This window comes from Pseudoalteromonas sp. SCSIO 43101 (genome assembly GCF_023650775.1).
In the GTDB taxonomy this organism is placed as follows: Bacteria; Pseudomonadota; Gammaproteobacteria; order Enterobacterales; family Alteromonadaceae; genus Pseudoalteromonas; species Pseudoalteromonas apostichopi.
The window spans coordinates 1,146,310-1,159,598 of record NZ_CP072673.1; the positions used below are offsets into that span (position 1 = coordinate 1,146,310).

Consider the following 13,289-nt stretch of genomic DNA (forward strand, 5'->3'; position numbering starts at 1 on the left):
GTGAAACGTTGGATGCTGTTAGGTGGTGTGCTGGGGCCCGTAGCTTGGTGTTTGTTTAATGTGCACTATCGCCGCGCATTTGTACGCCATGTTGGCCGCAAGTCATGTGGCTGGCGACCTTAAGCTTTTACGGTTTTTAATAGACTCGGCGCTGACTTATCAAGTTGCTTTTGCAAGAATGCGGTAAATTCTGGCTGAGATAATGGCTTAGAATAATAGTAGCCTTGTATTGTCTGACACTTTAACTGTTCTAACATAGCTATTTGTTCAGCTTGTTCCACACCTTCTGCAACCACATGTAAATCAAGGTTATGAGCAATTGTCACAATAGAGTCGACCATATTGCGGCCTCGTTCAGATTGCATATCGTCAATAAAGGCTTTATCGACTTTCAAGGTATTAAGCGGAAACTGTTTTAGGTACGCTAATGATGAATAACCCGTACCAAAGTCATCCATTGCAAGGTGTATACCACGGGCGCTGAGTGAACGCATTACGGCAATAGCTTCGTTTGGATCATCCATTACGGTGCCTTCTGTGATCTCAAGCTCAAGGAAGTAAGAGGGCAGTTCATTCTTTTGTAATATTACATCAATACGGGTGGTTAAATCAGGCAAGCTAAACTGTTTAGCCGATAAATTCACCGCGACACGACCATTAAATAAGCCTTGATCAATCCATGCTTTTACGTCTCGGCATGCCTTGTTTAATACAACTTCACCAATTTCGATAATTTGCCCAGTTTCTTCAGCAATCGGTATAAACACACCTGGACTGATCACGCCTTTTTTTGGGGTAATGAAACGCACCAGTGCTTCCATACCATCTAGCTTACCTGTGCGAATGTTCATTTTCGGTTGATAGTAGACTTCGAAGTGATCTTCTTTTAGGCCGTAGCGCATCAAGTTTTCGATTTGTAGGCGTTTAACTGCTTCACGGTTCATAGTGTCATTGAAAAACAGGTAGCTATTACCTTTTTTCTTAGCGTGATACATGGCTGTATCGGCATTTTTAAGCAATAACTCTGGGGTATTCCCATCCTCAGGAAACAGCACAATACCCACACTTGAGGTGATCACAAGTTCATGGCCAGCCATATTAAACGGTGTGGCAATTGCCGCTAAAAAAAGTTTAGCCATACGAGTAATGGTATGAATATCGTTAGTTCCGGACATTACCAGTGCAAATTCGTCTCCCCCTAGGCGATAGAACACATCTTTTTCACGGGTTAACTTATTCAAACGCATCGCAAGCTTAGATAGCAAACTATCACCGAGCTGATGACCGAGTGAGTCGTTGATCTTTTTGAAGTTATCTAAGTCGAAGACTAATAAAGCGTGATGATTATCTTGCTTAGCGAGCTTCTTCAAGTTTGTGAAAAACAAGTTTCTGTTTGGTAAGCCCGTTGTGCGGTCACGGTTCGATAAATTATGTAATTGTGATTCGGCTTTTTTACGCTCAGTTTGATCTGAAAAAACAACTACATAGTTGCAAATTTGATTGTGCTCATTTTTAATCTCATCAATTGAAATTTCAATCGGTAACAGCTGCCTCTTCGCATTGCGAAGTTTTACCTCTTGCTGCCAGTGTTCTGTCGCTTTTACAGTGGCTTTAATTTCATCTACATAGCTTTGATCGTAGCCATTTAGGGTAAATTCTTTCTTTAAGTATTGTTCGCGGCTACCACCAAACAAAGTTAAGAAGCTTGGATTTAAGTCAACTAGCTTGAAGTTTTTATCGTAAATAGCGATAGCATCAGTTAATGACTCAACGCATTTAGCAAATAGGTTTAATCGTGCTTCCGTTGATTTGAGCTGAGAAATATCTCGCACAGTTCCTGTCATTCGCAAAGGGTTTAGGTTTGCGTCTTTTTCTATGATCTTGCCGCGATCTAGAACCCAATGCCAACGACCTAGGGTGTCTTTAATGCGATAACTCGCTTCAAAAAAGGCGGTATGTTCGGCAAAGTGTTTTTTAAGAGCTGTTTCGACGTGTTGTAAATCGTGAGGGTGGATATGTTCACGGTTAGGGGGGAAGCCGCTGCTATTATTAGTATCTGAAGTGTATTTATCATTAATTCGTAACACTTCTCCGGTTTTAATATTCCAATCCCAGAGGGTGTCGCCACTGCCTTCTACGGTACTTTTTAAGCGATGTTCTGAAATACGCAGTTGCTTTCGAGAGCGCTTTAATTTAAAAATGACAAATAATAGGTACGGCAATAATAGCATCATAATAGCGCTTGGGATAAGCAGCAATGTGCTCTGTTCAAGCTCTATAGGACTAGCGGATGCTGAAAAAATCCCAGTCATAGTTATTGTTAAAAAAGCAGAAATCATTTTTATTATTTTTATCATTAATGCATTACCGTAATTCGCAACAATTAATCTAATCTAAGCTCGCGTTCGAGTCAAAGAGAATGCGAAGAAAGTGTTGCTTTTGGCTGTTTTTTGTCCTTAGGTTCGCTTAAAAGTTCTATTCTTGGCCTGTTGTCACTAAACGTTACGGCAATATATTGCTGCATTTGGGTTAGGCTTAACTTATCAAGCGCCTCTAAAAGCTGCTGTTGCATATTAAACTCTGTATCGCGATTGCCTATAGCTAGCCATAGACGCTGCGAACGTAAGCGTAAATTTTTATCTTTTTCAGCGATGTGAGTGACAAGACCTGCTTTGGTGTCGAGCCACTGCTGCTCAGATATGTTATTTATTTGCGACACATAATTATTAATAAATTGTTGGTGACGTTGAAGAATCTCATCAGCACTATGTTTAGGTGACTGAACATAAAAAGCGATACCAGCGCGTGTGTTAAAAGGTGCATAGCCAGCACCGACTAAATAGCCTAGTTGTTGCTTGGTTCTTAATTCATTAAAGTAGTCTTGATTTATCAAGTGATTAAGTACCATCATTTGCACTTTTTCGGTGGTGTTATCAGTTTGAGCTTGATAGTAAAGTACCATCGCATGATCACTACAATTTAACGTGAAGCGCTGTTGCTCCACTTCGGTAATATTATTAAGTGGTCGCGTTAAATCAATGATAGTGGTGCTACCAGACAAGTGTTCAGTAATTTGCTTTTGAAACTTAAGCGCATCACTTCGTTGCCAGTTACCATGTAAAAAACATTCAACATGCAAAGCTTTAAAAAACTCATTTCTAAAGCAATTGAATTGATGAAAGCTAGTATCCTTTAAAGCCTGTGCGAGCGCGTTAGGCTCTGGGTTCCACGGCATAACTTGCGCACCCAAAATACTAAATAATTCACTAACAGGCTTGTTTTGATTGCTGTTTCGCCAGTGTCTAACAAGTTGTTTTTTATATTCAGCAAAGCGTTTTGCACATATCTCAACATTAAATAGAGCTTCAAGTAATTCGTTAACTAGCTCTAACTGGCTCGATGAAAGACCTGCGGTATGCAAGGTCAAGCCGCCTTGGTGAGATGTTAAGTGATAGCTAAGGCCTGCCAGTTCTGCCGGATAAAATTGCTCAGCAACACTGTCCATAAACAAGTCTGCAAACAAACGAGTGAGGGCCATATGTTTAACATCTTTAATGGCAAAGGTTGAGTCCATCGCTAAGTAAAAATGCCCTTTAGCCACTCGAAAAGTAGCATCTTGTTTAAACCAAAAGTCAAAGCCTTCTTTTTTGACTAACAATTCAGGCGATCTAGTTGGTTTCTCTAATGGCAGTAGTTCAACATCTTTAGTGAGGTATGGATTAGCACTTGGTAAGCACATCTGTGGCAATGGCGTGTTAATTTCACTGAGTGCTTCTAACCAACTTGTCGAGATATCTTCCACTTTATAGGGGGTGTTGTACCAAGCTGTGGTGTGCTCTGGTTCTACACCTGGATGAATTAAGACCAAGCGCATATTGTCAGGTGTGAGCCATTGCATGGCAATTTCGTGAGCGCAACGGTTAAAGCCGTCCATTAAATAATCGCCTTGTACATAATTAGCTTCATCGTAATGCTGCATATTTATGCTTAAATTACTAACCCAATCAATTAAGCGAGCTTTTTCTTGGTTATCAAAGGCAATTTGTAAGAGATTCTTTTTATCTTGATAAAGACGTGGCAATTTATCGCAGTTTTGGTTTATTAAACAGATATACTCAAACACCATCTCTACGATATCTTCATAGTACTCAATACCTTCATCAGTTAAAGCCATGCTGATGTTAAAGTCTTTAAAGTTACTACCGTTAATGCCCCCACCTGCAGAAAGGGCATTTATCCAGCCTTGCTCTTTTAAAATAGAGTACAGTGATCCTTTGCCTTCGTAACCGAGTAGGTGAGCAATAAAACTAACGGTTTTGTGACGATAAAAGTCGTCAATATTAGGCATTGCAAAGCTAATGATCAGCTTTTGCATATGTTTATGTGGTTCAATGTGTAACACCTTACCTAAGTCTTGTTTACGGTAAAGTGGCTGTTCTATTATCTCTTTGCTTTTTGGTTGACCTTTAATTTCGCTGAAAAACTGTTTTACCCAAGCAGTCATTGTCGCAATATCTTCATTGCTACATATCACAAGTGTCATCCACTGAGCTTGATAATGGCTATCGAAAAAAGCACGTAACTCATCACTTATGCAGCCTTCACGATCAGCGAGGGTTTGCTGGTTACCGACCGAGAACTTTGCAAAAGGGTGGGCTGGATTGACTGTTTCTTTGTGAGCCTGATAGATGCGTCGGCCATCATCTTTTATTTTTAGCTTAAACTCAGCATCTATGGCATTACGCTCTTTAGTTGTTTCTTTAGGGTTTAGTAATGGTGCTATGAAGAAACGGCTAAATTGTGCTAATGCTTCAGCAAACTGTTGGTTTTTAATATCAAAGAAGTAGCATGTGTGCTCTGTGCCTGTCCACGCGTTAGTGTTGCCACCAGATTGTGATACAAAATTAGAAAAACCACCCGACTCCGGGTACAGGTCTGTGCCTAAAAAAAGCATATGTTCCAAAAAATGTGCAAGGCCTTGTCTATCAAGAGGATCGTCAAAATGGCCTGCGTTGATAGCCATAGAAGCCGCTGATTTTGTTGATTCTAAGTCTTGCACTAAAAGTACTTTTAGACCATTGTCCAGTGTTAGGGGTTGATATGTTCTGTTATCATTGCGGCTGATATTCAAAAGATGCTCCTGAAAGAGTGCGTTAATGTCCTAACAACAGATGATATTTTCAGGAAAGCTAAAAAAGACAGAGCTACGAAAATCTACCTGAATATCATAAGCGGATGTTTAATGTATCTAGTGATGATATTCTAATATAGCGGACAATCAAGCAAACTGGCTACTGTTTTATATTCTTTAATCGGTTGATTTTTTATGAAAACAATCTTAATCATGCGCCATGGCGAAGCTACGCCAATGCAAGCAGATGATGCAGCAAGACAACTTACCGAGACCGGTCACTATGAAGCCAGTCGTATGGGGCAGTGGTTAGCAACCTATCATAAACCCGATGCCTTGTTGGTGAGTCCTTACATTCGTGCACAACAAACGGCTGCTGATGCTACACAACATATTTCGTTAAAATTTAATGAAACTTGCAGCGATATTACCCCTGATGGTGTTCCACAAATTGCTGCTGATTACTTGGAAACTCTGATTGCTATGCATCCACAATGCAACACCTGGTTAATCGTTGCCCATATGCCAATTGTTAGCTATTTAGTTGATCAGTTAAGTCCAGGTCATATGCCTATTTTCAATACAGGCGCGGTTGCAGTTATCGAATATGATGAACACAAACAGCGCAGCCACTACCTCAGTATTCACTCGCCAAATAACGTCGAAATCTAACAGTGGATTTGCTAAATTAGCGCCACTGTTAATTTTTCAAGTTCTTACTATGACAATCGAACGTTTACAAACCGGTGCGCGTATGAGCCGCATCGTCAAGCATAACGGCACAGTATACCTATGCGGACAAGTTTGTGCTGATGCTGAAAAAGATATCACCGAACAAACTCAAACTATGCTCGATAAGGTAGAAGCTTTACTTACTGAAGCGGGTAGTAGCAAAGAGCATATGCTAAGCGCCACCATCTATTTAAAAAGCATGGAAGACTTTGCAGCGATGAATGCAGTTTGGGATGCATGGGTACCTCAAGGGCATGCTCCAGCTCGCGCTTGTGTTGAGGCAAAAATGGCGCGTGATGTTCTGCTCGTAGAGATTTCTGTTGTTGCAGCAGTTAAGTAACGAACGGCGTAAAGCGCATTTGATTGCTCGATTTAACGAGCAATCAGGACGCGCAATTATTGAACTACCGAGTTGGCATTTTTGCGATAATGAGCAAGATGCCAATGACTGCGCATTGCTGGTTTTAAGTGGCGAAAAGCAAGCAACAACCCCTTCATTATATTGGTTCGAAGCAAATAATGAGGCTCTTCCTGAGGTCGGTGATTTAGCCATTTTTACCAATTGGCACGGACAGCCCTTAGGCATTATTGAAACTGTCTCAGTGACCATCATCCCATATAATCAAATAAGTGCAGATTACGCTGCATTAGAAGGCGAGGGCGACAAAAGTCTTGCATACTGGCAGCGTGTGCATTGGGATTATTATCAGCGAGAGCTAGCAGGTACGGATTATCAATGTCATCCTGATATGCCATTGGTGTGTGAGCAGTTTAAGTTAGTTTTCAAGGAATCAGAATGAGTTCGAATCCTGTGGTTTTTATTACCGGGGGCGGCCGTGGTATAGGCGCTGCAACGGCAAAGTTATTTGCCAAGCATGGTTATGATGTATGTATCAACTATAAGTCGGATCAGCACAGTGCTTTGCAAGTTGCCAAAGAAATAGAAAAACTGGGCGTTAAAGCGTTTACTATACAAGCCGATGTTGCTGATGAGCAGCAAGTGAAGGCAATGTTTGCGAAGCTTGATACTTGGGCACCACGTTTAGATGTACTGGTTAACAATGCAGCAATGATGATGCCGCAAATGCCGCTTTTAGAGATGGATGCAAAGCGCATTAACGCCATTTTAAGTTGCAATGTTACAGGCGCATTTTTGTGTGCACGAGAAGCAATTAAGCGTATGAATAAAGGCAGTATTGTGAATGTTTCATCAGGTGCGTCGCGCACAGGCTCGCCAAATGAATATTTAGATTATGCTGCATCTAAAGGAGCGCTTGATACCTTCACGATCGGCCTTGCTAAAGAAGTCGCCAGTAAAGCTATTCGGGTAAACGCGGTAAGGCCAGGCCTTATTTATACCGATATGCACCGCGATGGCGGTGAAGCAAACCGAGTTAATAGGTTAAAATCTAAGTTACCGCTAGGGCGAGGTGGTGAAGCTGACGAGGTCGCCTCAGCAATTTACTTTTTGGCAAGTGAGCAAGCATCATTCACAACCGGCAGTTTTATAGATGTATCAGGTGGCTTATAAAACTAAAGTAAAATACTTAACCAAACACTAAAGCTTACAACACTTAATACCGTTGAGAGCACCACAGCACTTGCGAGTGTTGCTTGATGTTGCTTAATTTGATTAGCGATTAGATAGGCGTTTACACCTAAAGGAGAAGCGCTCAAAAGTACCAGCACGTTTAGTAACGATTGTTCTAGATGAAAGACGTAGTTGGCAAAAAAGTAGACTCCGCACGGTAACACGGCAAGCTTGATGATGGTTGCGATGAGTGATGCTTGTAAGTTGTCTGACACCTTATAAAACGCAAGGTTTGCTCCTAATACGAATAACGCACAGGCAATGGCAGGTTTGGCAAGTAGGGTGAGGCCATTTGCTAAATCATCAAAAAGTGTAAAACCAAGTAAGTTAACAGCAAGGCCGCTACTGATACTTAACACCACAGGGTTCAGCAGCATGTTTTTAGCAAATGCTCGCCAAGAAAAAGACTGCTGCGATTTAGCACTAAGTAAAAAGGTTAGTGTAAACAAAAGTGCACTATGAAAAGTAATGATCATAAACACAATACCGACCATTTGCTCGCCAAGTGCCGCAATAATAATTGGCAAACCTACCAGCACTGTATTTGAATAACTACTGCCAAGGGCAAAAACTGCGTGATGTGATGCTGCAGATTGTTTCTTAATGAAATAGCGGTCAATAACATAGCCAAGGGCGTAAATAGCCAATACTGGAAAGTAAAAACTTAAAAAGCCCGCAACAGAAACACTACTTTGTAAATCGGCTTGTGCCATATTTAAAAATAGAAACGCTGGCACGCTAATATAAAAAGTGAACTTACTTAACCCTGCTATATGTTCTTTCGATAAAAACCTGCTACGAGAACTGATATAACCACTTAACACGATAAAAATCAGTGGAAAGATAATCGAAAAAATATGCACATTAAGCCTTATGACAAGAAGACGTTAGCGTCTGAATTCATCACTTTGTGGAAGGTTAATTAAAATAAGCACAGCACCTTTACCGCCAAATTCAAGAGGTGCTTGGTGCATAGCAATCACATCAGGGTGTTGTACTAAATATTGCGGCACTTTGTGTTTGAGTATGCGTTCACCAATGCCATGCACGACACAGGCACAATAGTAATGCTGCTTTTTACACTCATGAATTAAACCAGCCAGCTCATCTTTGGCTAATTCTTTATTTAAGCCATGTAAATCAAGGGTTAAATCAGGTGGGTAATCTCCACGACGAAGTTGCTTTGCCAAATAGCTATCATGACCAGGTTTGACATAACTCACAGTTCCATGAGTATCTATGTCTGGTACATATTCATCAGAAAAGAAAAATTCTGCCTGATGTTGCTTTTTTTGCTGGGAAAATTGTTTCGCTTGTGACACTTTAGGCTTATTGGTGAATCGAATAGTGTCTTGTTTAAATGCTTTGGCACCACTGATACTCTGACGAAATAAGTCAATATCGTCAGTGCTAATGTGATTGTTGGCGTGGGGATCTTTTTTCATGGCGGCAGTCTAAACAAAAAAACGCTAAAAATCGAGTAAAAACCAACTGAAAAGACGGTACAATACGCGTCAGAACAGACTTTGAAAGTTAAGGAACATACATGAACCATTTCCAGATAGAAGACGCAATTTTAGACGAGGCAATTGCAGAACTTTCAACGTTGCATGATTGGTTACGTTGGACAACCAGTCAATTCGCCAGCAGTGGTATTTTCTTTGGGCACGGCACAGACAACGCATGGGATGAAGCAGTTAGCCTTTTATTACCTGCACTAAGCTTGCCAATCGATGCACCTAAAGAGCTAATGCATGCGCGTTTAACCAGCACCGAGAAAAGCCGTTTAGCTGAACTAATTGCAGAGCGTATTAATGATTGTACGCCAGTACCATACCTGACCAACATCGCGTGGTTTGCAGGTATGCCGTTTTATGTTGATGAGCGTGTGTTAATCCCTCGCTCACCATTTGCAGAGCTAATTAATAATCGTTTTGCTCCTTGGTTAGAAGAGCCAGAGTCGGTAACGCGCATTCTTGATTTATGCACTGGCTCAGCATGTATTGCCATTGCCCTTGCACAAGCATTTGAAGATGCACAGGTTGATGCGGTTGATATTTCTTACGAGGCGCTAGAAGTTGCTGATATTAATATTAGCGATTACATGCTGAATGACCGCGTACTGCCAATTCAGTCAGACGTGTTTAGTGGTGTTCCGGGTCAAAAGTACGATCTGATCGTAGCTAACCCACCTTATGTTGATGCTGAAGATATGGCTGATTTACCACGTGAATTCCATCACGAGCCAGAGCTTGGTTTAGCATCGGGACATGATGGTCTTGATGTGACTCGTACCATTTTAGCGGAAGCCGCAGAGCATCTAACTGATAACGGTTTGTTATTTGTCGAAGTTGGTAACTCTATGGTACATATGGAAGCGCTGTACCCGGGTGCACCATTTGAGTGGGTTGAATTCGAACAAGGTGGCCTTGGCGTGTTTGTAATCAGCAAACAGCAGCTTGTGAAGTATTTCGCAGATTAACAGCAAATTTTAAAAGCCGAGCCTGAGGGCTCGGTCTCAGTAGTCATTAGGAATGAGGAAAGTTAATGGCAGGTAATAGCATCGGACAACTATTTAAAGTGTCCACCTTTGGTGAGAGCCACGGCGTTGCATTAGGCGGCGTTGTAGATGGCACACCAGCAGGTCTTGAAATTAGCGAGGCCGATTTACAAATTGATTTAGACCGTCGCAAGCCGGGGCAAAGTCGTTATACAACACAGCGACGCGAAAGTGATGAAGTAAAAATTCTTTCTGGTGTATTCGAAGGTAAAACCACAGGTACTAGCATTGGTTTACTGATTGAAAACACCGATCAGCGTTCAAAAGATTACGGCAAAATCGCTGAAGTGTTTCGCCCAGGTCATGGCGATTATACCTATTGGCATAAATACGGTATCCGTGATTATCGAGGTGGTGGTCGCTCCTCAGCCCGTGAAACGGCTATTCGTGTAGCGGCAGGTGCAATTGCGAAAAAATACTTAAAACAGTTTCATGGTATTGAAATTCGAGCATGTTTGAGCCAACTAGGGCCAATCAAAGCCGAAGACTATAACTGGGATGAGGTGGAAAACAATGCATTTTTCTTTCCAGACACCAGCAAGCTAGAAGCGCTTGATGAATACATGCGTGACCTAAAAAAACAAGGCGATTCGGTAGGCGCTAAAGTTAAAGTGGTTGCTAAAAATGTTCCTGTAGGTCTTGGTGAGCCAGTATTTGATCGCCTTGATGCAGAGCTTGCACACTCATTAATGAGTATTAATGCGGTAAAAGGCGTTGAGATTGGTGATGGCTTTGATGTGGTTGAACAAAAAGGCTCTGAGCACCGTGATGAGTTAACCCCAGATGGTTTTACATCAAATCACGCAGGTGGTGTACTTGCAGGTATCTCGACAGGGCAAGATATCATTGCCTCAATCGCCCTTAAGCCAACTTCAAGCATCACCATACCGGGCAACAGCATTAATACTAGCAACGAAGCGGTAGAGATGATCACTAAAGGACGTCATGACCCATGTGTAGGTATTCGTGCCATTCCTATCGCTGAGGCGATGATGGCGATTACCTTAATGGATCACTTATTGCGCCAACGTGGCCAAAACCCACACGTTAGCCATGAACATGGACCAATCAAAGGTTCGATTTAAGCGCAGCTTTAAATAAAGTAAACGCAGTTAATAAGCGCGATAATATCATCGCGCTTTTTTATGCCTGTTAGAATTTTAATAAGGGAAGTAGGCTGTGTTTGCTATCAGTCCACATTGCCAGCTCGTTATGTGGGTAGCGTTTAATGGGCGACAAATCACTGATAGATACACGATTTAAAAAAGCCTGATTATCAGTTAGCACCACCCAGTCTGAGCCTATGTCTGATGGGGTATGGCCTTGATAGCTAAACTTTAACATAGCCTTATTGAAGTGTTGGCTATGTGCCTGTAATACAGGCAGTAAGTCGATATGATTATTTGAAATATGCACAATCAATACGCCATTTTCATTGAGCCTCTGCCAATAAAGTGACATTGCTTCTTGGGTTAGCAAATGCGCAGGAATTACATCACTTGAAAACGCATCAATTATTAAGACATCAAATACTTCGTTTGCATTATTTTTTAGTGCAATACGACCATCACCTAAGCTGACTGTGAGCTTGGCTTCACTGTTTTCAAGATATGAGAAATAACGTTTTGCCATCTCGTATACAGCAGGGTTTAACTCAAAAAAGTGAATACTATCCTGTTGGTCTGCAAACCGAGCTAATACGCCTGCACCCAAACCAATCACGCCAATGTTTAGTGCGCTGTGTTGCTTTAGTATGGCAAGTGATTTAGCGACACCAGTATGCTGGTGGTAATAACTTTGCCCAAACTGTTGGCTTGGATTTAGTGGCTCTGAGCCATGAATCGTGGTGCCGTCAATTAAGCGCCTTTCTTTTATTGATTGAGTGTTTATATCTTTAACCGCTAAATAGCCATAAAAGTTGCGGCTAGTCGCAACGTTATATTGGTTAAAGTTTACCGCTAAAAAACAATAGCATGCTAACCAAGTAACTGAGCTGGTTGCGAGAGTGAATTTGAGCTGTTTTGTCTTTGTTTTAGCTTTTATTTGGTAGTAACACACAAAACTAAAAATAACCGCTAATGTAAGTAAATACTCGTCAATCTGGACAAATAGCAATGGGGCAATGAGCGTACTGAAAAGCGAACCTAACACACCGCCAAGGGCGATATAAAAATAAAAAACGGTAAATTGCTCGTTTTCAGGGGCTTTGTTTCTCAGCTCACCATGACAGACCATACCGGCGGTTAATAGAATCATGCTGTAAATTATAAGCTGGGCCAGGGCATTGAATAAGCTGCCAAAATAAAACATCAGCAGACCTGCAAAAGCCGAAAATATAAACGCATATGCCCAAACATGACGCTGATAATTTGCTTTGTTGGCAAACGTATAACTAAAGGTGAGCAAGTAAATTACAAGAGGTAACGACCAAAGTAATGGCATGGGGGGAATATTAGTGCTGATCATATGCGTGGTAGATACCAACATGGCTGAGCTTAAGGCACTTAATAACAGCCATTGACCTTTACCTTTTAATAATGTGACAGGCCTAGTCTGAATAGACTCTCTTGATAAATCGGGTGCTTTTTTTAGTAAAAATATTACTAGAAGTGCTAATAACAAGCAGTAGCTGATAAGTCCAAATAGCCAGTAGGTAGTTTGCTGCTCTAAAGAAAATAGTAATTCATAAACGAGCGGGTAGCTCATTAACGCCAGTAAAGAACCCAAGTTTGAGATGGAATACCAATGGTAAGGCACCTGTGCTGAAGCAGTTTGCACATACCATCTTTGTAAAAGTACGCTGGTAGCGCTCAGTAGAATAAATATTGGACCAATTTCTATAAATAAATTAACAAACACCGCAAGCGCAGGCGGCCAATTTGTGAGATTTGGGGCTGCAAACTCTGTCACAACAATGAGTGTGGCAAAGGTGACTAAAACTATATGGATGACTACCTGCAACTTAATATGAAAACGACCCATGTTATGCGCATAGAAATAGCCAATAAGTAACATGACTTGATAAAACACTAAACTCGCTGACCAGATAGAGGCACCACCACCAAATTGTGGTAGCAGTTGCTTTGAAAGCATCGGTTGGATTTGAAAAATTAAAAAAGCACTGATGAAAATAGTGAGCGTTGATAAATATTTATACATTGTTTTTATTACCTATTTTGAGATAGCAAAAACAATCCAATAGCCAGAGCAAAGTGACAATGGAGTAACCCTTGAGTTTCTCTTAAGAAAACCTTAATCTTTGATTCGTAAATATT

General features: G+C 41.2%; 12 protein-coding genes. 7 read left to right on the top strand and 5 right to left on the bottom strand.

Going from position 1 to position 13,289, the window contains the following annotated elements; genetic code table 11:
• Window positions 1-123 carry a hypothetical protein gene (locus tag J8Z25_RS20790; protein WP_256854814.1) on the top strand — a complete coding sequence of 41 codons (123 nt, stop codon included), beginning with the start codon at window positions 1-3 and terminating at the stop codon, window positions 121-123.
• Here J8Z25_RS20790 and J8Z25_RS05455 read toward each other — a convergent pair.
• On the bottom strand, window positions 120-2,234 hold the full coding sequence (locus J8Z25_RS05455) for a sensor domain-containing protein (protein ID WP_372799658.1): 2,115 nt from the start codon (window positions 2,232-2,234) through the stop codon (window positions 120-122). The two genes, J8Z25_RS20790 and J8Z25_RS05455, sit on opposite strands and share 4 nt — an antisense overlap.
• A 176-nt stretch (window positions 2,235-2,410) precedes the next feature.
• Window positions 2,411-5,131, bottom strand: coding sequence for an insulinase family protein (locus J8Z25_RS05460; protein WP_167657964.1), 2,721 nt, complete (start codon window positions 5,129-5,131; stop codon window positions 2,411-2,413).
• A gap of 195 nt (window positions 5,132-5,326) precedes the next feature.
• On the opposite strand from J8Z25_RS05460, the gene sixA reads away from it, so the two are divergent.
• Genes sixA through J8Z25_RS05480 form a run of 4 tightly spaced genes read left to right on the top strand, consistent with a single transcriptional unit; the run spans window position 5,327 to window position 7,394 of the window.
• A complete protein-coding gene (gene sixA, locus J8Z25_RS05465; RefSeq protein ID WP_130052006.1) occupies window positions 5,327-5,803 on the top strand; it encodes a phosphohistidine phosphatase SixA in 477 nt (158 codons plus the stop codon).
• 49 nt (window positions 5,804-5,852) lie between these two features.
• Window positions 5,853-6,203, top strand: a complete 351-nt coding sequence (locus J8Z25_RS05470) for a RidA family protein (protein ID WP_130052005.1) — start codon at window positions 5,853-5,855, stop codon at window positions 6,201-6,203.
• Window positions 6,187-6,663 carry an ASCH domain-containing protein gene (locus J8Z25_RS05475; protein ID WP_239977151.1) on the top strand — a complete coding sequence of 159 codons (477 nt, stop codon included), beginning with the start codon at window positions 6,187-6,189 and terminating at the stop codon, window positions 6,661-6,663. Before J8Z25_RS05470 ends, J8Z25_RS05475 begins: the two co-directional genes overlap by 17 nt.
• Window positions 6,660-7,394 (top strand): SDR family oxidoreductase, encoded by a 735-nt coding sequence (locus tag J8Z25_RS05480; RefSeq protein ID WP_130052003.1) that lies wholly within the window; start codon window positions 6,660-6,662, stop codon window positions 7,392-7,394. The genes J8Z25_RS05475 and J8Z25_RS05480 overlap by 4 nt, the downstream gene beginning before the upstream one ends.
• Window positions 7,395-7,396: 2 nt before the next feature.
• Here the strand turns inward: J8Z25_RS05480 and J8Z25_RS05485 are convergent, their stop codons facing one another.
• Together J8Z25_RS05485 and smrB are read right to left on the bottom strand one after the other, a co-directional pair.
• Window positions 7,397-8,317: an AEC family transporter gene (locus J8Z25_RS05485; RefSeq protein WP_130052002.1), complete on the bottom strand. Its 921-nt coding sequence runs from the start codon at window positions 8,315-8,317 to the stop codon at window positions 7,397-7,399.
• A gap of 24 nt (window positions 8,318-8,341) precedes the next feature.
• Entirely contained in the window at window positions 8,342-8,899 is a 558-nt protein-coding gene (smrB, locus tag J8Z25_RS05490) for an endonuclease SmrB (protein ID WP_130052001.1), read from the bottom strand.
• Window positions 8,900-9,000: 101 nt separating this feature from the next.
• On the opposite strand from smrB, the gene prmB reads away from it, so the two are divergent.
• Both prmB and aroC read left to right on the top strand, forming a co-directional pair.
• Window positions 9,001-9,936, top strand: a complete 936-nt coding sequence (gene prmB, locus J8Z25_RS05495; RefSeq protein ID WP_130052000.1) for a 50S ribosomal protein L3 N(5)-glutamine methyltransferase — start codon at window positions 9,001-9,003, stop codon at window positions 9,934-9,936.
• A 65-nt stretch (window positions 9,937-10,001) separates the two neighbouring features.
• Window positions 10,002-11,099, top strand: coding sequence for a chorismate synthase (gene aroC / locus J8Z25_RS05500; protein ID WP_130051999.1), 1,098 nt, complete (start codon window positions 10,002-10,004; stop codon window positions 11,097-11,099).
• Window positions 11,100-11,166: 67 nt separating this feature from the next.
• Here the strand turns inward: aroC and J8Z25_RS05505 are convergent, their stop codons facing one another.
• Window positions 11,167-13,173, bottom strand: coding sequence for a fused MFS/spermidine synthase (locus tag J8Z25_RS05505; RefSeq protein ID WP_250661802.1), 2,007 nt, complete (start codon window positions 13,171-13,173; stop codon window positions 11,167-11,169).
• Window positions 13,174-13,289 lie beyond the last annotated feature (116 nt).